Here is a 21,025-nt window from a genome sequence, read left to right as displayed (position 1 = left end):
GAAATGTAAAATCTATTTCTGCCGTTAGTAATTCACCTGAGAAGGCCCATCACTAATCCCACGATCGTTTTTCTCAGGCGTGGTGGATTGCGATTGCGGCTGAACGCTCTTGGTCGGAGGCGGCGCGGTTTTATCAGCTGGCGGGAAATAGAGCGGGCCTTTTAGCCCACACCCCGTCAGGCTGAACAGAGTAAAAATGACAGCGAGTGGCTTTAACACGTTTTTCATTATGGATTGCCTGTAAAGTTCATGCTTTCTGTTTTCTATCATCGCAGGAGAAGGCGTAAAAGCAAGAGTTTGGCTAAAAACTGCATCGCGATTTATTCCACGTTATACTGCGAGCATCACGAAAAATAGGATAAGAAAATGAACGACAGTGAATTTCATCGCCTTGCTGACACCCTGTGGATGACCATTGAAGAACGTCTGGATGACTGGGATGGCGACAGCGATATCGATTGTGAGATCAACGGCGGCGTGCTGACCATCAGCTTCGAAAACGGCAGCAAAATTATCATTAACCGTCAGGAGCCGCTGCATCAGGTGTGGCTGGCGACCAAACAGGGCGGCTACCACTTTGACCTGAAAGGCGACGAGTGGATCTGCGACCGAAGCGGCGAAACGTTCTGGGATCTGTTGGAACAGGCGGCAACACAGCAGGCGGGTGAAGAGGTGAGCTTCCGTTGATTTATTTGCCGGATGCGCTTTGCTTATCCGGCCTACTGTAGGCCCGGTAAACATAGCGCCACCGGGCAAGTTAACTCACGAGAAATACTGCTGTAACAGCGGCGTGTCGTTGTCCTGACTGGCTGGCGGAACGGCGCTAATCGGTTGGGTACGGAACGGAATCACCTGCGCGCGCCCGTCGGTTTTCACAATCTGATAGAACTGCGGCAGGTTAAAGTTGATGAAGCTGGAGCCGTAGGTAAAGCGATCGTGCGACGATGAGTAGAAACGGCTTACGTCGCGTACCAACTCCTCTTTGCTACCTTCGCAGTGGTGATACACCTCGGCCCGGTTACTTTCGTCCAGAATGTAGATATTAAAGCCCTGCTCATCACCCGTTTCTTCGAAAAAGAACTGAATAATCCCTTCGCTGGCAAAACCGTCGACCACCGACGGCAGTTTCACATGGTTGGTCTCAACCTGGACGGAAAGGCCGTGCAGTTTGTTATGTGAAATCGCACCATAGAATTCAATTGCGTTTTCCAGCTTCTGTACCGAAACGTTCAGGCGCTCGAAGAACAATCCCCACGTCTGGCCGGAAACACGCAGCGCTTTGAAACGTCCGGTTTCCTGACGGGTACTGGAGAGGCGTAGCTCGATGCACTCAGACACCAGTTGCTGCACGCGGGTGCGAATTAAACCGCGCAGATGCTGGCTATAGCAGAAGACCTCGACGCTATCCGGCGGCGCGGCATCCTGGTGCATTTTGCCCAGAATCGTTTTTAACGCTTCAATCATCGCCTGCTCGCCGTTGAAGTGCAGCGTACGCACTTCATTCCACGAGTTGCGGTACAGCAGGTCGACGCTTCCTACCAGGCAATTTTGCTCTTCGCCAAAGCTGAAGACATCCAGCTTACGGAAATCAAAATGTACCACCTGATTACGGAATGCGGCCGTTGGGTCATATTCGAGGTTAACGATAATCGCCAGATGGCGAATTTCGCATGGGCTATAGAGCGCTTTCGGCGTTGGTGCAGGCAGTCGCAGCGGGAAGTGGTGCGACACGTCGGCGACCATTTCCTGTAGCTTCGGCAAATCAACAATGCCGTTGCCCTTAATAAACAAATGCGTACGCGAGGTCAGCAGGCCGTTGAACCAGGCCCACGCCACCAGCTTGTTGAGATAGCGGTTATATTCCAGCGGCTGATGGCTGATGATCGAGTCCATGTTAGGCGCGCGGTTGTAGAGATACCAACCGGAACGGTTGGCACGGCCCGGCGGCACATGGATGAAGGTCAGATTCGGTTCCGAGAGATCCGGAGATATCTGTGGGTTCACCAGCGTGACTTTACCCGGCAACGCTTCAAACGCGGCATACAGCTTACGGGTCAGCACGCCGATATCCTGCGGGCTGGCGCTGACGCTGAGGTTATTGCGCCGCGCAAAGCGGATCAGGTTACGATAGCTCTGCATCATCGCATCGAGCAGTTCGTTATGCGCTTCGCGTACCTGGTCAATCTTCCAGTTAGCGCGGTTATCCAGCATGGTCAGACGGGCGTCATCCCAGCCCCACTCTTTCACTAACTGACTTAATACTTCACGACGCCAGCCCACGCAGGCGCGCTCACGGCTCAGTTTCTCACACACTTTTAAGTAGAAACATCGACGCACTAAATCCAGCCGCGTCGGATCTTCGATCGCCGTGAGGTACTCGGTAACGCGCTCCAGCATCATACAGTAAGGATCGAGACCAAAAGAGACGATCTCGCCGTCATGCAGGCGCTGTTTAATATCTTTCGCCAACAGGCGTGGATTTGGGTATTCCCAGGAATAGGCTTCCAGCAGCAGCGTTTTCAGCACCGCTTTGTACGGGGAGTCGATACTCTTGTACAACTGCCAGAGGCTGGCGCCAAAGTACTCTTCGGCGGAAAGCGAACTGAGCCCGCCGAGATCCAGCCATTCGTTTGGCGTAAGCACCCCCTGTGCGTAGAGCGTCATGACGTAATCGTCGTAATGCTCTTCTTCGTCGCCCGGCACCATATTCCACAGAATACGTTTACCCGCGAGGCGCACAGCGGTGCGATAGAATTCATCAAGCAACAGGATATGCTGCGTCGAGCCACAGTCTTCACCACCCAGACTGCCGCTTTCATTGTGACGGAAACGGTTTTCATCAATCAGGAAGAAACTGACTTCCACGCCCAGCGAGGCGGCCCAGCTTTCCAGCAGACTACATTTTCGCTGCAGCAGCTGGCGCTCTTCGCTATCCAGCCAGGATTGATGGCAGACCCAGATATCAAGGTCAGAGGAACAGCTTTGCCCTACCGAAGAGGTGCTGCCCATTGAGTAAACGCCGGTGATCGGCAGTTCGCCCTTGGGAGGATCCTGCGGCGACATACCGCGGTACAGTTCCAGTTCGTTCAGGTAGTGGCGTTGGGTTTCATCAGGCGTGTAAAAGCATATGCCTTTGGGAACGTTACCATCGAGGTAACCCGGCATCAGCGGATGGTGGTAGTGCAATAATGTCGGCAGCAGACTGTATACCTGCTGGAAGGCAGGTCCCATGGCAGCAAGCGCGCGATCCACACGCAGTTGATTTATGGCATCCAGTCTCTGTTTCAGAGTCTCAATATAGAGGTACAAGACGTATCGCCTGATGTTGCTATCCGTCATGTTGTCGATTGCCGCGGCGCAAGCGCTCACAATAATCGCCATCAATTCGGATAAACCGTATGTCAAAAATAACCGTTACCTGTTTTTCGCCCATATTTTTTTATGCTGTTCAGCCGAAAAAATGGTCTAAAACGTGATCAATTTAACACCTTGCTCATTGACCGTAAAGAAAGATGCGCTACATACAAGTGTAGCACCGTTCGTTACGTGTAAATTCCTTCATACGGTCGGGAGGTTTCTCGTCATTATTCACTGCCAGTGATGATGCAGCGCCTTTTCCTCTCACTTACGTTTGAGCGTAACGCTGACATCCCTTTGATAAGGATGTTAGGATGGTCAATGATTGATAATGACGGTAACAAGCATGTTAGACAATGTTTTGAGAATTGCCACACGCCAAAGCCCCCTTGCGCTCTGGCAGGCACATTATGTCAAAGACGCCTTAATGGCAAACCACCCCGGTCTGATCGTGGAGCTGGTTCCTATGGTAACCCGTGGCGATGTGATCCTTGATACCCCGCTGGCGAAGGTCGGGGGAAAAGGGTTGTTTGTTAAAGAGCTGGAAGTCGCGCTGCTGGAAAAACGCGCCGATATCGCTGTGCATTCCATGAAGGATGTGCCGGTTGAATTCCCTGATGGTCTTGGGCTGGTCACCATTTGTGAGCGAGAGGATCCGCGTGATGCTTTCGTCTCAAATAAGTACAACTCGCTGGATGAACTCCCCGCAGGCAGCATCGTCGGGACATCCAGTTTGCGCCGCCAGTGCCAGTTGGCAAAACGTCGCCCGGATCTCGTCATCCGTTCGCTGCGCGGCAACGTAGGCACGCGCCTCAGCAAACTGGATAACGGCGATTATGACGCCATTATACTGGCGGTCGCCGGATTAAAACGTTTAGGTCTTGAGTCGCGAGTCCGCACCGCTCTGCCGCCGGAAGTCTCCCTGCCCGCAGTCGGGCAAGGCGCAGTAGGCATAGAATGTCGACTGGATGATATGCGCACTCAGGCGCTGCTAGCGCCGCTCAACCATGAAGAGACCGCGCTACGCGTCAAAGCAGAACGCGCCATGAACACCCGCCTGGAAGGGGGATGTCAGGTACCTATTGGTAGCTATGCCGAAATCATCGACGGTGAGATTTGGCTACGTGCGCTGGTCGGCGCGCCTGACGGTTCACAGATGGTATGCGGAGAACGTCGCGGCGCCACACAGGATGCCGAACAGATGGGTATCTCTCTGGCAGAAGAACTGCTGGAGAACGGTGCGCGCGCCATTCTGGCGGAAGTTTATAACGGAGAAGCCCCCGCATGAGTATTCTGGTCACCCGCCCGTCTCCCGCAGGGGAAGAGTTAGTGAGCCGACTGCGCACACTGGGGCAGGTGGCCTGGAGTTTTCCGCTCATCGAGTTTTCACCTGGTCGGGAACTGGCAACGGTTGCTTCCCGACTGTCGGCGCTGACGGAGAACGATCTGGTCTTCGCCCTCTCGCAGCACGCCGTTACCTTTGCAGATGCCGAACTTCGCCAGCAAGAGAAAAGCTGGCCATCCCTTCCACGTTATTTTGCCATTGGCCGTACAACGGCGCTGGCGCTGCATACTGTTAGCGGCTTCAATATTCACTACCCTCTGGATCGGGAAATTAGCGAAGTCTTGCTACAATTACCTGAATTACAAAATATTGCGGGAAAACGCGCGCTTATATTACGCGGCAACGGTGGCCGGGAGCTGATAGGTGAAACCCTAACAGCACGCGGAGCCGATGTCGATTTTTGTGAATGTTATCAACGCAGTGCAAAACATTACGATGGTGCGGAAGAAGCGATGCGCTGGCAATCCCGTGGCGTAACCACGGTGGTTGTCACCAGCGGAGAGATGCTACAACAGCTCTGGTCGCTCATTCCGCAGTGGTATCGTGAGCACTGGTTACTACGCTGTCGGCTGTTGGTCGTCAGTGAGCGTCTGGCGCACCTCGCCCGGGAACTGGGCTGGCAAGATATTAAGGTCGCTGATAACGCCGACAACGATGCGCTACTACGCGCATTACAATAACTCTCATAATGGGATGCCATAATGACGGAACAAGAAAAATCCTCCGCCGTGGTTGAAGAGACCAGGGAGGCCGTGGAAACCACGTCACAGCCAGTCAATACTGAAAAAAAGAGTAAGAACAGCACGGCGCTGATTCTGAGCGCTGTGGCGATTGCTATTGCGCTGGCTGCAGGCGTTGGGTTATACGGCTGGGGGAAACAACAGGCAACAACACAAACGGCAACCAGCGATGCGCTGGCGAACCAGCTGACGGCACTGCAAAAAGCGCAGGAAAGCCAAAAAGCTGAGCTGGAAGGTATTATTAAACAGCAGGCAACGCAGCTGGATGAAGCCACTCGCCAGCAGGCCGCGCTGGTCAAACAGCTTGATGAAGTCCAGCAAAAAGTCGCCACCATCTCCGGCAGCGATGCTGGTACATGGCTGCTGGCGCAGGCTGATTTTCTGGTGAAACTGGCCGGTCGCAAATTATGGAGCGATCAGGACGTCACCACCGCCGCGGCGCTGTTGAAAAGCGCCGACGCCAGTCTGGCAGATATGAACGACCCGAGCTTAATTACCGCCCGTCGCGCGATTACTGACGACATTGCGAGCCTCTCTGCGGTGACTCAGGTCGACTATGACGGCATTATCCTGAAAGTGAATCAGCTCTCTAATCAGATTGATAACCTGCGTCTGGCCGACAACGACACCGACGATTCTCCAATGGACTCAGACAGCAGCGAGCTTTCCAGCTCAATTAGCGAATGGCGCGTCAATCTGCAAAAAAGCTGGCAGAACTTTATGGACAGCTTTATCACTATTCGCCGTCGTGATGAAACCGCCGTCCCGCTGCTGGCGCCGAACCAGGACGTTTACTTACGTGAAAATATCCGTTCCCGCCTGTTAGTGGCTGCCCAGGCCGTGCCGCGTCATCAGGAAGAGACATACCGCCAGGCGCTGGAAAATGTCTCCACATGGGTGCGTGCTTACTACGACACCGACGATGCAGCGACCAAAGCGTTCCTTGAAGAAGTAGACCAACTGAGCCAGCAAAGCATCAGTATGGATGTTCCAGAAACGCTGCAGAGCCAGGCTATTCTCGACAAGTTAATGCAGACCCGCGTACGTAATTTACTGGCGCAGCCTGCCACAGCACCGGTAGCAGCAGCGCCAGCGCCTTCGACAGACGCTCCGGCAACCGCGCCGCAAGGAGAATAATGATGCTAAAAGTATTGTTGCTCTTTGTGCTGTTGATCGCCGGGATCGTCGTCGGTCCGATGATAGCCGGTCATCAGGGTTACGTGCTGATCCAGACGGATAACTACAATATCGAAACCAGCGTGACGGGCCTGGTGATCATCCTGATCGTCGCCATGGTCGTCCTGTTTGCGATTGAATGGCTGTTGCGCCGAATTTTCCGCACCGGCGCACATACCCGTGGGTGGTTTGTGGGTCGTAAGCGTCGTCGCGCCCGTAAGCAGACCGAACAGGCGCTGCTCAAACTGGCAGAAGGTGACTATCAGCAGGTTGAGAAGCTGATGTCGAAAAATGCCGATCATGCAGAACAGCCGGTAGTGAATTACCTGCTGGCGGCAGAAGCGGCTCAGCAGCGCGGTGACGAAGCGCGCGCCAACCAACACCTTGAGCGTGCTGCCGAACTGGCCGGAAATGATACGATCCCGGTAGAAATCGCTCGCGTTCGCCTGCAACTGGCGCGCAATGAAAATCACGCCGCACGCCACAGCGTAGACAAACTGCTGGAAGTGACGCCACGTCATCCGGAAGTACTGCGTCTGGCTGAGCAGGCTTACATTCGCACCGGCGCATGGAGCTCCTTGCTGGATATCATCCCATCCATGGCAAAAGCGCATGTGGGTGATGACGAGCACCGCGCCATGCTGGAACAACAGGCATGGGTTGGTTTGATGGATCAGGTCCGCGCCGATCAGGGCAGCGAGGGGCTGCGTGCATGGTGGAAAAACCAGAGCCGTAAAACCCGTCATCAGGTTGCTTTGCAGGTAGCGATGGCTGAACATCTGATTGAGTGTGACGATCACGATACGGCTCAGCAGGTCATCATTGATGGTTTGAAACGTCAGTACGATGACCGCCTGGTGCTGCCGATCCCGCGTCTGAAAACCAATAACCCGGAACAGATAGAAAAAGTGCTGCGCCAGCAGATTAAAGCCGTGGGCGATCGCCCGTTGCTGTGGAGTACGCTGGGTCAGTCGTTAATGAAGCATGGGGAATGGCAGGAAGCTACGCTCGCCTTCCGTGCCGCTCTCAAACAGCGCCCGGATGCCTATGACTACGCCTGGCTTGCTGACGCACTGGACAGACTGCACCAGCCGGAAGAAGCCGCCACCATGCGCCGCGATGGCCTAATGTTGACGCTGCAGAACAACAATCCCCCGCAGTAACTCCTGAATGCCCGGTGGCGCTTTCGCTTACCGGGCCTACATATTTTTCAATCGTATAAACAAAATCCTTCGAGAAGTCGCTCGAAGGATTTTGTTTATGCATAAAAAAACGCCCGCTCGGTAAGGAGCAGGCGTTAAACAGGTCTGTATGACAACATAAATGGGTGCTTCACTCAACGTTATGTCCATGGTGTTTGATGAGGCTTGAACGACATCTGTCTGTGGACGATAAGCACCGTAAACGGCTCTGCATCATTCCTGAGTTTATGAGGCCAGATGGCGAACATAAGAGATGGAATGAGCATCTACCCGCATATTATTGCACAACGCATGCCACGATTGCACTGCAAAAACCAGGTATTCGGACTTTTTAAGACTTCAGGAAATTCGCAGGTGTGAAGGCTAAGAAGGGAAAATCTGAAAACAAAAAACCCCGCCGAAGCGGGGTTCAAAATTGGTCGGCGAGAGAGGATTCGAACCTCCGACCCACTGGTCCCAAACCAGTTGCGCTACCAAGCTGCGCTACTCGCCGTTTTACTGCTTTTTGAATTTTTAGTTCAATTCTTTAAGTCGTGGTGCGAGGGGGGGGACTCGAACCCCCACATCCTAAGGACACTAACACCTGAAGCTAGCGCGTCTACCAATTCCGCCACCTTCGCATTTCACAACTTTAAATTAATGGGGTGGCTAATGGGATTCGAACCCACGACAACTGGAATCACAATCCAGGGCTCTACCAACTGAGCTATAGCCACCACTGCAAATCTTTTACGCGGTATTAAAACCACCGCAGCTCTGGCACCCTACTAAATGGTGCGCCCGACAGGATTCGAACCTGAGACCTCTGCCTCCGGAGGGCAGCGCTCTATCCAGCTGAGCTACGGGCGCTTAGCGCCGTTGCGGGGCTGGATATTACGGAGGTCTCGGTCTTCTGTCTAGTGCTTTTTTAAAATAAATTATCGTTTGGTCATGGTTTGTGCGTTTTGTCGCTTATTCCCGCAATTTATGGGCTGTGCCATGACGATTCAGACCAAAAACCTTATAAATGAGCGTCACGGCCAGTAAGAAACCCATGCCAACAAAAAGCGACATTCGGGTATCTTCATTAAAGTACATGCCAATTAATACGCAAATCAGGAACGCCATCGTCAAATAATTCGCCCACGGGAACAGAATGGAGCGGAATGGATGACTGGCAATCGCCGCTTTATGCGCCTGACGGAAACGCAACTGGCTTATCAGGATCACAAACCACGGCACCATCCCCGGCAACACGCTGGCACTATAGACATAAACAAACACGCGCTGCGGGTTAGGAATGATGTAGTTCAGGCATGAGCCAATCAGCAGGATCGCGATAGAAATAGCCACTCCGGCAACCGGCACGCCATGGCGTGATACTTTTCCAACAACGGCAGGAAGCTGGCGATTCTTTGCCAGCGCGTAGAGCATACGCCCACAGCTGTACATGCCGCTGTTACAGCCAGACAGCGCCGCCGTCAGCACCACAAAGTTAATAATCCCTGCCGCAGCAGTAATACCAATCTTGGCAAAGGTGAGCACAAACGGGCTACCGTTGCTGCCAATCTCATTCCACGGGAAAATAGTGACGATGACAAAAATCGCACCAACGTAGAAAATCAGAATGCGCCACAACACTTTACCCACCGCGCTACGCAGCGTGACCTGTGGATTCTTCGCTTCCCCTGCAGTGATGCCGATCAGCTCCACGCCCTGGTAAGACGCCACAACAATACACAATGCCGTCAGGAAGCCCTTCCAGCCCCCAGCAAAGAAGCCACCGTGCTCGGTCAGGTTGCCAAAACCAATCGCCTGGCCGCCATTGCCGAAGCCGAAGAAAATCACCCCAACCCCAATGACGATCATCACAATGATGGTGGTCACTTTGATCATGGCAAACCAGAACTCAATTTCACCATACAGGCGAACCGCAGCGAGGTTTGCCAACGCAACCAGTCCGACTGCGATCAGTGCGGGTATCCATTGTGCCATTTCCGGGAACCAGAACTGTACGTACACCCCGATGGCGGTAATCTCTGAGATCCCCACCGCCATCCACATAAACCAGTATGACCAGGCGGTAAGATAGCCAAAGAAGGGGCTCATATAACGGTGGGCGTAAACAGCGAATGAACCGGCAACCGGCTCGAGGAATAACATCTCCCCCATAGAACGCATGATGAAAAAGACGAACAGCCCGGCGACGATATACGCCAGCAGAACCGAAGGTCCCGCCCATTTAAGGGTACTGGCGGCCCCCATAAATAGCCCAACGCCAATAGTGCCCCCAAGGGCAATTAATTCGATGTGACGAGCCTCCAGCCCACGCTGTAGCTCAGGTTTGTTCTCGGCCATAAATCCTCTTGTTGTGTTTGCATGCTGTCCGGTATTACCGGTTCTCGTTATGGGTACATCTTGTTATGCCATAACAGGCCATACGGCACCGACCGCTTAACGGTTGGCGCCAAACACACCATGGCACTGCAATGATTGTTGCGAATGGTTTCCTAAAATCGCTTAAATGGCAATTAAAGCATTCAAAAAATAAATAGATTGTGCGAGAAAGCAGCGATAATGTTGTGAATAAGTAGCGTAATTAGCAGATCACGCTACTTACCAGAGGAGAGAGGGCGTCAGAGGTTGCCGGTATAGTGCCAGCGGAGATAGCGTAATAAGCGAAGTTGTCGAGTAATACGGCTCGGCTGCGACAATAAGCGATACAGCCACTCCAGCCCCAGATTTTGCCAGATTTTAGGTGCGCGCTTAACGTGACCGGTAAAGACGTCGTAGGTACCTCCCACGCCCATATACAGCGCGTCAGGGTGAGTCTTGCGGCAATCACGCATAAAGATCTCTTGTTTTGGCGAACCCATCGCCACCGTCACAATTTGCGCACCGCTGGCGTGAATACGCTCAAACAACGCCTGACGCTGCTCTGGGGCAAAATAACCGTCCTGACTACCCACAATGTTCACGCGCCACTGCGCACGTAGTTTTGCTTCTGTTTGCGCCAGAACTTCAGGCTTGCCACCAACCAGGAAAACAGGCGTTCCGTTTTGCCCGGCTCGCGCCATCAGCGCTTCCCAAAGGTCAGCTCCGGCCACGCGTGAAACCTGTGCCTGCGGGAATTTTTTGCGCACCGAACGCACCACGCTAATTCCATCCGCATATTTGAACTCCGCGGCGTTGATCAGCTCCCTCACTTCAGGGTTATCTTCTGCTGTCAGCATCTTCTCAGCGTTGATAGCCACCAGCGTTCCTGACCTGAGGTGTCCTTCGGCAAACAGGTAATTCAGCGCATGTTGCATATCGCGCCAGCCAATCAGTTGTAATCCGCGCAACGAATACAGCGGCGCAGTTGTGTTATCTGTCATTACGATCCTTCAATCTGTGTACGGGGCAGCGATTTGATTCGTTTATGGATGAGTCCCGCGCTATCGAATAGCCAGAACAGCAGTTTTGCCACCAGTAGGCAAACGCCGAAAATCACGAGGAAAAAGACCACTCGTGAGACAAACGAATCCAGCCCTTCACGTGCCAACACAATCATATTGAAAATGGCGCCAAAACAGAAACTGTGCAAAATCGCCGCCTTATATCGATTGGTTTCTCGGTTACCTAGCTCATACAGCCAGTCGAACCACTTGATGATGAGCCCAACAACAATCGCGCCTAATGGTATAAACAGCGCCCCGCCCATCACCACCAGTGAACCAATTAACGTCGGCGAAATCGCCAGTCCTGAGTGGTTGTTCAACACTTCCCAGGTAAAGTAGTTCGCTGAGTTGAGTACAATACTCGGCCGCCCAGGCCACAGCCAGGAGGGGATAAAGACGTAGAAGTCACGGACGATCGGCGCCAGCCCCTGGAACTCAATATTGTGGTAATTCTGCAACAACAGCGCCAGGTTCTCCCACGGCGAGAAGGTGTCGCGCGTAAGGTACAGGAACGTATAGAACGCCTCATCGCCGCTAACGCTCATTCCGTAGCGCTTCAACGCCAGCCAGAACATCCCGACAATGCCCAACACGCCTGCAGCGGCCAACATCCACAGCGAAATCCAGCCGCGAATAATGCCGATAAACAAGAAGATGGCAAACGCGATAATGATATTGGCCCGCGTCCCACCCACAATCATATAGGTCAGCAAACCAAACGCGACGGTACTCACCAGGAAGAACACCCACGCTTTGCTGTCCTGACGTAAGAAATAAACCACCAGCATTGCCGGAATGAAGAAGTAGAAGAAACGCTTCAGGGCGACGCCAGAGACTTCACTGGAAAAAATCTGGCTATAGGATTGCAGTCTGAACAGCAGGAATCCGTTGTGCATAAAGAAGATGCCCACGCTCACCAGCGCAATCGCCATCAGGATAACCCAGGTCAAATGGGCTTCAACGCGATTGATGGTAAACAGCGGCCTGCGCGGCTTATCATCTACTCGTTTGCGCAAGCGCGTTTTATACGTCACGTAGTAGACGGCATAGAAACAGGCGGCTGACAGCAAGGCCTGTAGAAGGATCTCCGGCGGAGCCACTGCCACATCAAAGCGGAACACCAGGATGCTGGTTAACGGGAATCCGAAGAAGAACGTCAGCAAGAACAACAATGAGAAGAAAACATTGAAGTTAAAACGCACGCGGCGGAACTCAAACCAGGTCAGTGTGGCGATAAACAAGGTGGAGAGCAGCCAGACCACCAGAAGACCGCTGAATTGCATCAGGCTCATACGGTTTCTCCTGAAGCAATGCGCAGCGCGTTGTGCCACGGCTGCAGATAATTCGGGCTAAAGAAGGTAATAGTATTTTTATCTACCGATGCCAACTGGCGCTGCGCTTCACGTACGACGCCTTCATTGAGATCATCAGTGGTAAATAACACCGGAAGATTTTGTTCCACCATATCCTGCCAGAAGGGATTTTCACGGTTGAGCACGCATGGGATACCCGCCTGGATCAGCAAACACAGGGTACCGATTCCCTGTTGACGGGCAAAAATAAAGTAACCCAAATCACACTGCCGCAATAATGTTAGATAGGCATCAAATTCCAGCTTTTCACTCAAAATTTGCAGATTGTCAGCGCTAAATAACGCCAGACCGGCCTGACGAACCTCATCGATATAGGCCGTATTATTGGCGGGATAACCCATCGGCACAATCACATTCACCGTGTCGCCAAACTGCTGATGGACGGCGCGAAGCGCGGCAACATGCTCATTGCTGCGATCGCCAGAGTTGCCAACCAGCACCGTCATCTTGCCGCTGCGCTGGCAATCATTGCTCATGTTATTGAGTGAAGGGTCCATTCGCGTTGGGAAATAGAGCAACTCACCCCGCACACGGGGATGTTGCTCGGCGAAATAACGTAAATCGCCCCGTGTGGCAAACACGCAGCCCACACGATTCTGTGCCATGCGGCGAATCGGGTAAAACAGGCGGAATTTCAGCCCACTGGAGACTTCGTATAAATCAGCGCCCCAGATATGCCAGTAAAACTGCGCCGGTTTAATCCCGCCACTCAGCAGCGCCAGCCACAGGCTGGTGTTGAACTGACCGTGGAAGAAGAAACGCTGTTGGCGATCCGCTTTTGCTTTCGCGATCACAGCGTCAGCAAGCGCCTTTTTCCCGCTGTAGAAGCTTAGCGATAACGCCGGGCAGCTCTCACTGAGTCCCGCATCCTGACCGGCAACCATAAACGTGCGCGCATGCTCGCTCGTCGCAGCCAGCGAGTCGTTGAAAAACCGCAGCACGGTTTGGTTATGGTGAGGGATATCCGATCCCAGAACGTGAATCAGTACAGTCATGCCCGCCTACGCCAGAGTAAAAACACGCCACAACAAAGAGAAAAATAGACGATGTACGTTGCCATATAAGCCTGTGCCGCTCCCAGCGCACCGTGTGCAGGGATCAGCCAGTGAGCAAACACCGTCAATAACATGAACTGGCTAATTTCAGCCAAAATATAAAACCGCAGCGATGCTTTCGCGATCACCAGATACCCAAAGACATACGCCCCTACTTTCAGTACATCGCCGACCAGTTGCCAGGCAAACAGATCGCGCATGGCGGTGAATTTTGCGGAGAAAAGCAGCCAGATCGCAAAATCACGCAGCAACCAAACAGTAAAGCTCGCAGCGGCAACCGCCGGTAACACGAACTTCAGCGACTTAACCACCTCGCGCGTAATGTCGCGCTTTTCGGTCAGTCGAGACAACGTCGGAAGCAAGTAAACGCTGAATGAGGCGGTAATGAATTGCAGATAAGCATCAGAGATACTGCTTACTCCCTGCCAAATCCCCACATCATCCCAACTGTACTGCGCCGCCAGCAGGTTTCGCATCATCACGTATGCCACAGGCAGCGTTACGGAGGTAATCAGCGCCATCAGGGTAAACTTGCTTAGCTGTCCAGCCAGACCGTTATCCCACGAGGGTTTCAGGTAATGCAGGGGAATTGCCCCACGCTTAATCAGCATAATAGCGGCGGGGATAACGACCAACGCGGGCACTAACGCCAGACCCAGCAAAGCGCCTTCATACCCTCCCAGGCGATAACAGCCATAATAAGCCACTACGCCCACCAGGCTACCCACAATCAGCGACAGCGCGTTACCCGCCGCATCGCGAAAGCCCTTCATCAACGCCAGCAGTAGGTTCGCCCAGGCAATACCCATCTGCACCAGCGCAACCAGTCTTACCAGCCCCTGATAATGAGTATGGCCAAACAATCCCTGACTGATTGGCGCGGCCGCCAGCAGAAAAATCACCGCCATCAGCGTAGAGAATCCCAGCACCATCGCGGAAGATGTACCGACTACCTTACGGAGCTGGGTCGGATCGTCATGGTGCTGCGCAACATATTTCGTGACGCCGTTGAAAATGCCGGCCCCCGCCAGGACACCAAGCACGGTGACCATCTGGCGGAAGTTACCCGCCTGCCCCACACCTGCCGGGCCAAACGACACCGCCAGCAGCTTCACGACCAGCAATCCTGCACCAATTTTTACCAGCGTACTGGCTGCCGTCCATAAGGACGCTTTAGCAAGCGACATATCAGGCGAAGTAGTTGAGTAAGGTCGAAATGACCGTTCGCTGGTTTACTGGCGACAGGTTGTAAAACAGCGGCAAGCGCAGCAGACGCTCGCTCTCTTTAGTGGTGAAACGATCAACACCGGCAAATACGCCGAATTTATCGCCAGCCGGACAATCATGTAGCGGGATATAGTGGAACACCGCCATAATTTCAGCTTCTTTCAAGAAGTTAATCAACGCCGTGCGATCGTCGATATCGCGCAGCTTGATATAAAACATATGGGCGTTTTGCACGCAGCCGTCCGGGACAGAAGGTAGCTCGATACGTCCGGCACGCGCCAGCGGTTCGAGAGCATCATAGTAGTTCTGCCACAGCGCCAGACGCTGCTGGTTAATACGGTCAGCCGCTTCCAGTTGCGCCCACAGATAGGCAGCCTGCAGATCGGACATCAGATAGCTGGAGCCAATATCACGCCAGGTATACTTATCCACCTGACCGCGGAAAAACTGGCTGCGGTTAGTTCCTTTTTCACGGATGATCTCTGCACGTTCGACTAATTTTTTATCATTAATCAGCGTCGCACCACCTTCACCGCCTGCGGTATAGTTTTTGGTCTCGTGGAAGCTAAAGCAACCGATGTGACCAATCGTCCCCAGCGCCCGACCTTTGTAAGTCGACATGACGCCCTGGGCCGCATCTTCCACGACAAACAGGTTATGTTTGGTCGCCAGCGCCATGATGGTATCCATTTCACAGGCTACGCCCGCGTAATGCACCGGAACGATAGCGCGGGTCTTGTCGGTGATCGCCGCTTCAATCAGCGTTTCGTCAATGTTCATGGTATCCGGGCGGATATCAACAAAGACAATTTTCGCACCGCGCAGCACGAAAGCATTGGCCGTGGAGACAAACGTATAGCTCGGCATAATGACTTCATCGTCAGGCTGGATATCCAGCAGCAATGCCGCCATCTCAAGCGATGCTGTACAGGAAGGCGTCAGCAATACTTTCTCGCTGCCAAAATGCTGTTCCAGCCACTGTTGGCAGCGACGGGTAAAACCACCGTCGCCACACAGCTTGCCGCTGTTCATCGCAGACTGCATGTAATCGAGTTCAGTGCCCACCACCGGCGGTGCGTTAAATGGAATCATCGTGTCACCTGTATAACCAATACGCGGTGCTTTCCACATTCGCACCACTGTGTATATAGCGTTTAAGCGCGGCGGTATTGCCCATTTGGGTCGCCACGCGCAATGTTGTTTTACCGCGAGCCTGCGCCCAGCAAAGGGCAGCCTGCATCAGTTCTGCTCCCGCCCCACGCCCGGCCAGCAGGCCAATTCGCGCCTCGGTCGCATTCAGTTCACGCAACGAGACATAGCCACGAATATCACCAGCCGGTGTACGAAAAACGAGGCATTGATGATCGAACGTCCCCAGCACCGCGTTTTCAATCCACTGCGCGTAAAAACGCGCGCTGGCATCTGCGGCATACCACGGGGCGCGAAAACGACTTTGCGCGAACGCCTGTCCTGCCAGTTGGCGTAATGCAGGGATATCCGTAGTTTGTGCGACCTGCGCACCGAGGTCGCCATACGCACACGTCACCGGCAGCACAAAATCCACTTCACCTTCAACCAGTGAGAAGCCCAACTGTTGCAGGGCGTCTAATTCCTGGGTATTGGCGGCAGGAATTTTTGCCTGTACCCGCGACCAGGGCTGCAACACATCCGCAGTCAGAACCGGCGCGTGTTGGTCAAAACGCACAATGGCGCTATTCACGCCAAAGAACGTATTTTCCCAGCTAAGCGGCTCAATACTGGCGCGGACGAGCACGGAGTAGCTCCAGCAGGTATTGACCATAACCCGTTTTGGCCAGTGAACTGGCAGCACGCTTCACGCCTTCGTCATCCAGCCAACCGTTACGCCAGGCGATTTCTTCCAGACAGGCTATTTTAAAGCCCTGACGTTTTTCCACCGTCTGCACAAACGTGCTCGCTTCGATAAGACTGTCGTGCGTACCGGTATCCAGCCAGGCAAAACCACGCCCGAGCAATTCGACCGTCAAATGCCCATCATCAAGGTACATCTGGTTAATAGACGTTATCTCCAGCTCCCCACGCTCAGAAGGTTTTACGCGTTTTGCATATTCCACCACCTTGCTGTCATAGAAATAGAGACCAGTCACTGCCCAGTTGGATTTTGGTGCTTTCGGCTTCTCTTCCAGCGAGATAGCTCGAAAATTGTCGTCAAACTCCACGACACCAAAACGTTCAGGATCCATCACCTGGTAACCAAACACCGTCGCGCCTTGCATTCTGGCGGCTACGTGACGCAGTTTTGGACTGAATCCCTGACCAAAGAAGATATTGTCTCCTAACACCAGACATGATGGTTCACCGTTAAGGAACGTTTCACCAATGATAAATGCCTGTGCTAATCCATCCGGACTGGGTTGCTCAGCATAGTGCAATTCAATGCCGAACTCAGACCCATCGCCCAGTAAGCGTTGGAAATAGCCTTTATCTTCCGGTGTAGTGATAATCAGGATTTCGCGAATTCCCGCCAGCATTAATACTGATAACGGGTAGTAAATCATCGGCTTATCGTAAATAGGCAATAGCTGCTTCGATACGCCACGCGTAATGGGATACAGGCGAGTACCTGAGCCACCCGCCAGAATGATACCTTTCATGCGTTGTCTCCTCCGGGAGCCAAAACCAGGCTGTTAGCCCTTCAGACCTAAACGTTCGCCCTGGTAACTGCCGTCCTGCACGGGTTTCCACCATGCCTGATTAGCCAGATACCACTGCACGGTTTTGCGCATTCCGCTTTCAAACGTTTCTTGCGGCATCCAGCCTAGTTCACGCGCAATTTTCGACGCGTCAATGGCATAACGCAAATCATGACCCGGGCGATCGTCCACAAAAGCGATCAAGTCGCGGTACTGCGCGATACCCTGCGGCTTTTGCGGTGCCAGCTCTTCCAACAGGCTGCAAACCGTTTCGACAACCTCCAGATTTTTACGCTCGTTATGGCCACCGATATTATAGGTTTCTCCCACCGCGCCCGTTGTCGCCACACAATAGAGCGCCCTGGCGTGATCTTCTACATACAACCAGTCACGGATCTGTTGCCCATTGCCGTAAACCGGCAACGGCTTCCCCGCCAATGCGTTGAGGATCATCAGCGGAATCAGTTTTTCCGGGAAATGGTACGGACCATAGTTGTTAGAACAGTTGGTAATCAGCGTTGGCAGACCGTAGGTACGCAGCCAGGCACGAACCAGATGATCGCTGCTGGCTTTCGACGCGGAATAAGGGCTGCTCGGCGCATACGGTGTGGTTTCGGTGAAGAAATCATCCGTAGAATGCAGATCGCCATACACCTCGTCAGTCGAGATATGGTGGAAACGAAACGCTGATTTTTTCTCGCTGGATAAATCACTCCAGTAAGCGCGCGCCGCTTCCAACAGCGTGTAGGTTCCCACGATATTAGTTTCGATAAAGGCGGCCGGACCATCAATGGAGCGATCGACGTGGCTTTCTGCCGCCAGATGCATCACGCAGTCCGGCTGATAGTGTTGAAAAACCCTGTCGAGCGAAGCTCGATCGCAGATATCGACTTTCTCAAAGGTAAAACGAGGATTCTGTGCAACCGGCTCCAGCGACATCAGGTTTCCGGCATAGGTCAGCTTATCGACCACAATTGCCACATCCTGAGTCTCCTGAATGATATGCCGTACAACCGCCGAGCCGATGAATCCCGCTCCACCGGTAACCAGAATTCGTTTCATTAGCGCCAGACCCCTTTGGTATCAACGATATATTGCTGGTGAACCGCATCGCCTTTAATGGCTTTAAATTCATTATGGTCGACCAGCAAGACCAGCACATCGGCGCTTGCCAGGGCATCGTCCAGCGCTGCCAGTTGGCACAGACCGTCCAGTTTTTTCGGCAGATGATGGATGTTCGGTTCCACCACCAATGTTTCGCCTTTGTGCCAATGCGCGATGCTTTGCGCAATTCCCATCGCCGGGCTTTCACGTAAGTCATCAATATTCGGTTTAAATGCCAGACCAAAACAGGCAATTTTCACTTCGCTGGCCCGTTTATTGGTATCCGCCAGACAGTCGGCCACGGCAGCTTTTACCTGATCAACCACCCAATGAGGCTTTCCGTCGTTTACCTCACGCGCGGTGCGAATCAATTTCGCCTGCTGCGGGTTCTGCGCCACGATAAACCACGGATCAACCGCGATACAGTGCCCGCCAACCCCCGGACCCGGTTGCAAAATATTCACGCGCGGATGGCGATTTGCCAGTCGAATCAGTTCCCAGACGTTGATCCCCTGATCGGCGCAAATCAGCGACAGCTCATTGGCGAAGGCGATATTGACGTCACGGAAGCTATTTTCAGTCAGTTTGCACATTTCCGCCGTACGGGCGTTGGTCACGACACATTCGCCCTCAAGGAAAATGTTGTACAGTTCGCTAGCACGCGCGGAACAGACGGAGGTCATTCCCCCAATCACGCGGTCGTTTTTAATCAGTTCAACCATCACCTGGCCCGGCAGCACGCGCTCTGGGCAATAAGCAATGTTAACGTCCGCGTGTTCACCGACTTGCTGCGGGAAAGTCAGGTCAGGACGCATTTCAGCCAGCCATGTGGCCATCTGTTCAGTGGCCCCGACAGGCGACGTCGATTCAAGGATCACCAACGCGCCTTTTTTCAGCACCGGTGCAAGAGACTTGGCTGCGGCTTCCACATAAACCATATCGGGTTCGTGCTCCCCCTTAAACGGAGTAGGCACAGCAATCAGATAGGCATCCGCATCTACAGGGGTTGTGGTCGCACGCAGAAATCCATTTTCGACCGCCGTTTTCACCACTGCGCCCAAATCTGGCTCAACGATATGAATTTCACCGCGATTAATGGTATCCACCGCGTGTTGATTTACATCTACGCCAATCACATGCTTTTGACGGGAAGCAAAGGCAGCCGCCGTCGGCAGTCCGATATAACCCAGCCCAATGACAGAAATGGTCGTAAAACTCATAGCGATATCCGATTATTTTTTAACGCGTGTAAAATGCGGCCACATGCCTGCCCGTCACCATACGGATTATGGGCGCGGCTCATGGTCTGATATTCATTGTCGTCATGCAGCAAACGCGTGACTTCTTCGACAATACGCTGCGGGTCGGTCCCTACCAGACGTACTGTGCCTGCAGTAATCGCTTCCGGACGTTCCGTCGTTTCGCGCATCACCAGTACGGGTTTCCCCAGAGATGGGGCTTCTTCCTGAATCCCGCCAGAGTCGGTAAGGATCAGCCAGGCGTGATTCATCAGCCAGACAAACGGCATGTAATCCTGCGGTTCAATCAGGATGACGTTTTCAACGTGACCCAGAATGCGATTAACCGGTTCGCTGACGTTAGGATTCAGGTGCACCGGATAGACAATCTGTACGTTCTGATTGGCCGCAGCAATTTCCGCCAGCGCATGGCAAATGTGTTCAAAACCGCGACCGAAGCTTTCCCGACGATGACCGGTCACCAGTATCATCTTTTTATCCGAGCTCAGGAATGGGTAATGCTCTGCCAGTTCAGCTCGCAATGCATCGCTCGCCAGTACGCGATCGCGTACCCAGATCAACGCATCAATAACCGTATTACCTGTAACGAAGATACGGCTATCAGAAATGTTTTCCCGTAACAGGTTTTGGCGCGAGTTTTCTGTTGGTGCAAAATGATACATCGCCAGATGCCCGGTCAGCGTACGGTTCGCCTCTTCCGGCCAGGGAGAGTAGAGATCGCCTGTACGTAAGCCTGCCTCCACATGCCCTACCGGGATGCGCTGATAGAACGCGGCCAGGCTAGTAGCAATGGTGGTTGTGGTATCGCCGTGAACTAACACAACGTCAGGTTTAAAATCAGCCAGAATTGGCTTTAATCCTTCCAGTATTCGGCAGGTAATTTCTGTTAGTCCCTGACCTGGCTGCATAATATTGAGATCGTAGTCAGGTACAATGGAAAAGAGGTTCAACACCTGATCGAGCATCTCCCGATGCTGCGCCGTGACGCAAACTTTTGCCTCAAAATCAGGATCTTTTGCCAGCGCATGAACCAGAGGTGCCATTTTTATGGCCTCCGGTCGCGTGCCAAATACAGTCAGTACTTTCACATCGATTC

General features: G+C 53.2%; 18 protein-coding genes and 4 tRNA genes. 5 read left to right on the top strand and 17 right to left on the bottom strand.

Annotated features, from left to right (window positions below):
• Positions 1-24: 24 nt before the first annotated feature.
• Positions 25-228 carry an LPS translocon maturation chaperone LptM gene (gene lptM / locus OGY71_RS04255; protein WP_003017937.1) on the bottom strand — a complete coding sequence of 68 codons (204 nt, stop codon included), beginning with the start codon at positions 226-228 and terminating at the stop codon, positions 25-27.
• A 138-nt stretch (positions 229-366) separates the two neighbouring features.
• On the opposite strand from lptM, the gene cyaY reads away from it, so the two are divergent.
• Complete coding sequence (gene cyaY, locus OGY71_RS04250) at positions 367-687, top strand: iron donor protein CyaY (RefSeq protein WP_003828967.1); 321 nt, start codon at positions 367-369, stop codon at positions 685-687.
• A gap of 75 nt (positions 688-762) precedes the next feature.
• Here the strand turns inward: cyaY and cyaA are convergent, their stop codons facing one another.
• Positions 763-3,309 carry a class I adenylate cyclase gene (gene cyaA, locus OGY71_RS04245; protein ID WP_032934207.1) on the bottom strand — a complete coding sequence of 849 codons (2,547 nt, stop codon included), beginning with the start codon at positions 3,307-3,309 and terminating at the stop codon, positions 763-765.
• Positions 3,310-3,703: 394 nt separating this feature from the next.
• Between cyaA and hemC the strand changes: the two genes are divergently transcribed.
• From hemC to hemY, 4 genes are read left to right on the top strand one after another with little or no spacing between them, the layout of a single operon-like run.
• A complete protein-coding gene (gene hemC, locus OGY71_RS04240; RefSeq protein WP_003828972.1) occupies positions 3,704-4,645 on the top strand; it encodes a hydroxymethylbilane synthase in 942 nt (313 codons plus the stop codon).
• On the top strand, positions 4,642-5,382 hold the full coding sequence (gene hemD, locus OGY71_RS04235) for a uroporphyrinogen-III synthase (RefSeq protein WP_003828974.1): 741 nt from the start codon (positions 4,642-4,644) through the stop codon (positions 5,380-5,382). The genes hemC and hemD overlap by 4 nt, the downstream gene beginning before the upstream one ends.
• Positions 5,383-5,403: 21 nt before the next feature.
• A complete protein-coding gene (hemX, locus tag OGY71_RS04230) occupies positions 5,404-6,579 on the top strand; it encodes a uroporphyrinogen-III C-methyltransferase (protein ID WP_003828975.1) in 1,176 nt (391 codons plus the stop codon).
• A 2-nt stretch (positions 6,580-6,581) separates the two neighbouring features.
• Positions 6,582-7,781 (top strand): protoheme IX biogenesis protein HemY, encoded by a 1,200-nt coding sequence (hemY, locus tag OGY71_RS04225; protein ID WP_048215221.1) that lies wholly within the window; start codon positions 6,582-6,584, stop codon positions 7,779-7,781.
• Positions 7,782-8,236: 455 nt separating this feature from the next.
• Here the strand turns inward: hemY and OGY71_RS04220 are convergent.
• The 15 genes from OGY71_RS04220 to wecB form a co-directional block, all read right to left on the bottom strand.
• Positions 8,237-8,313, bottom strand: a tRNA-Pro gene (locus OGY71_RS04220).
• A 41-nt stretch (positions 8,314-8,354) separates the two neighbouring features.
• Positions 8,355-8,440 (bottom strand) — tRNA-Leu (locus OGY71_RS04215).
• 20 nt (positions 8,441-8,460) lie between these two features.
• A tRNA-His gene (locus OGY71_RS04210) sits at positions 8,461-8,536 on the bottom strand.
• A gap of 56 nt (positions 8,537-8,592) precedes the next feature.
• A tRNA-Arg gene (locus OGY71_RS04205) sits at positions 8,593-8,669 on the bottom strand.
• Between the two features lie 102 nt (positions 8,670-8,771).
• Positions 8,772-10,157 carry a bifunctional threonine/serine APC transporter ThrP gene (thrP, locus tag OGY71_RS04200; protein WP_003828980.1) on the bottom strand — a complete coding sequence of 462 codons (1,386 nt, stop codon included), beginning with the start codon at positions 10,155-10,157 and terminating at the stop codon, positions 8,772-8,774.
• 278 nt (positions 10,158-10,435) lie between these two features.
• Complete coding sequence (gene wecG, locus OGY71_RS04195; protein WP_003828982.1) at positions 10,436-11,176, bottom strand: lipopolysaccharide N-acetylmannosaminouronosyltransferase; 741 nt, start codon at positions 11,174-11,176, stop codon at positions 10,436-10,438.
• Positions 11,176-12,531, bottom strand: a complete 1,356-nt coding sequence (wzyE, locus tag OGY71_RS04190; RefSeq protein WP_020996101.1) for an ECA oligosaccharide polymerase — start codon at positions 12,529-12,531, stop codon at positions 11,176-11,178. The genes wecG and wzyE overlap by 1 nt, the downstream gene beginning before the upstream one ends.
• Complete coding sequence (locus OGY71_RS04185; RefSeq protein ID WP_063941784.1) at positions 12,528-13,607, bottom strand: TDP-N-acetylfucosamine:lipid II N-acetylfucosaminyltransferase; 1,080 nt, start codon at positions 13,605-13,607, stop codon at positions 12,528-12,530. The genes wzyE and OGY71_RS04185 overlap by 4 nt, the downstream gene beginning before the upstream one ends.
• Entirely contained in the window at positions 13,604-14,854 is a 1,251-nt protein-coding gene (wzxE, locus tag OGY71_RS04180; protein WP_126957725.1) for a lipid III flippase WzxE, read from the bottom strand. Before wzxE ends, OGY71_RS04185 begins: the two co-directional genes overlap by 4 nt.
• A 1-nt stretch (position 14,855) precedes the next feature.
• Positions 14,856-15,986: a dTDP-4-amino-4,6-dideoxygalactose transaminase gene (gene rffA, locus OGY71_RS04175; protein ID WP_003828992.1), complete on the bottom strand. Its 1,131-nt coding sequence runs from the start codon at positions 15,984-15,986 to the stop codon at positions 14,856-14,858.
• 4 nt (positions 15,987-15,990) lie between these two features.
• Positions 15,991-16,668 carry a dTDP-4-amino-4,6-dideoxy-D-galactose acyltransferase gene (gene rffC / locus OGY71_RS04170; RefSeq protein WP_149335738.1) on the bottom strand — a complete coding sequence of 226 codons (678 nt, stop codon included), beginning with the start codon at positions 16,666-16,668 and terminating at the stop codon, positions 15,991-15,993.
• Entirely contained in the window at positions 16,646-17,527 is an 882-nt protein-coding gene (rfbA, locus tag OGY71_RS04165) for a glucose-1-phosphate thymidylyltransferase RfbA (RefSeq protein WP_003828994.1), read from the bottom strand. Before rfbA ends, rffC begins: the two co-directional genes overlap by 23 nt.
• Positions 17,528-17,560: 33 nt before the next feature.
• Positions 17,561-18,628, bottom strand: coding sequence for a dTDP-glucose 4,6-dehydratase (rffG, locus tag OGY71_RS04160; RefSeq protein ID WP_003828997.1), 1,068 nt, complete (start codon positions 18,626-18,628; stop codon positions 17,561-17,563).
• A complete protein-coding gene (gene wecC, locus OGY71_RS04155) occupies positions 18,628-19,890 on the bottom strand; it encodes a UDP-N-acetyl-D-mannosamine dehydrogenase (RefSeq protein WP_003828998.1) in 1,263 nt (420 codons plus the stop codon). Before wecC ends, rffG begins: the two co-directional genes overlap by 1 nt.
• Positions 19,887-21,017, bottom strand: a complete 1,131-nt coding sequence (gene wecB / locus OGY71_RS04150; RefSeq protein WP_032934208.1) for a non-hydrolyzing UDP-N-acetylglucosamine 2-epimerase — start codon at positions 21,015-21,017, stop codon at positions 19,887-19,889. The genes wecC and wecB overlap by 4 nt, the downstream gene beginning before the upstream one ends.
• Positions 21,018-21,025: the final 8 nt, after the last annotated feature.

The organism is Citrobacter sp. Cpo109 (assembly GCF_030332565.1).
Classification (GTDB): Bacteria; Pseudomonadota; Gammaproteobacteria; order Enterobacterales; family Enterobacteriaceae; genus Citrobacter; species Citrobacter portucalensis.
The sequence above is the reverse complement of the archived record's forward strand: the minus strand, read 5'-3'. Positions and strand labels throughout refer to the sequence as shown.

Excerpts from the sequence above, each read along its gene's own strand:
- lptM (WP_003017937.1), bottom strand. The coding sequence starts at position 228 with ATGAAAAACGTGTTAAAGCCACTCGCTGTCATTTTTACTCTGTTCAGC.
- cyaY (WP_003828967.1), top strand. The coding sequence starts at position 367 with ATGAACGACAGTGAATTTCATCGCCTTGCTGACACCCTGTGGATGACC.
- hemC (WP_003828972.1), top strand. The coding sequence starts at position 3,704 with ATGTTAGACAATGTTTTGAGAATTGCCACACGCCAAAGCCCCCTTGCG.
- hemD (WP_003828974.1), top strand. The coding sequence starts at position 4,642 with ATGAGTATTCTGGTCACCCGCCCGTCTCCCGCAGGGGAAGAGTTAGTG.
- hemX (WP_003828975.1), top strand. The coding sequence starts at position 5,404 with ATGACGGAACAAGAAAAATCCTCCGCCGTGGTTGAAGAGACCAGGGAG.
- hemY (WP_048215221.1), top strand. The coding sequence starts at position 6,582 with ATGCTAAAAGTATTGTTGCTCTTTGTGCTGTTGATCGCCGGGATCGTC.
- thrP (WP_003828980.1), bottom strand. The coding sequence starts at position 10,157 with ATGGCCGAGAACAAACCTGAGCTACAGCGTGGGCTGGAGGCTCGTCAC.
- wecG (WP_003828982.1), bottom strand. The coding sequence starts at position 11,176 with ATGACAGATAACACAACTGCGCCGCTGTATTCGTTGCGCGGATTACAA.
- wzyE (WP_020996101.1), bottom strand. The coding sequence starts at position 12,531 with ATGAGCCTGATGCAATTCAGCGGTCTTCTGGTGGTCTGGCTGCTCTCC.
- OGY71_RS04185 (WP_063941784.1), bottom strand. The coding sequence starts at position 13,607 with ATGACTGTACTGATTCACGTTCTGGGATCGGATATCCCTCACCATAAC.
- wzxE (WP_126957725.1), bottom strand. The coding sequence starts at position 14,854 with ATGTCGCTTGCTAAAGCGTCCTTATGGACGGCAGCCAGTACGCTGGTA.
- rffA (WP_003828992.1), bottom strand. The coding sequence starts at position 15,986 with ATGATTCCATTTAACGCACCGCCGGTGGTGGGCACTGAACTCGATTAC.
- rfbA (WP_003828994.1), bottom strand. The coding sequence starts at position 17,527 with ATGAAAGGTATCATTCTGGCGGGTGGCTCAGGTACTCGCCTGTATCCC.
- rffG (WP_003828997.1), bottom strand. The coding sequence starts at position 18,628 with ATGAAACGAATTCTGGTTACCGGTGGAGCGGGATTCATCGGCTCGGCG.
- wecC (WP_003828998.1), bottom strand. The coding sequence starts at position 19,890 with ATGAGTTTTACGACCATTTCTGTCATTGGGCTGGGTTATATCGGACTG.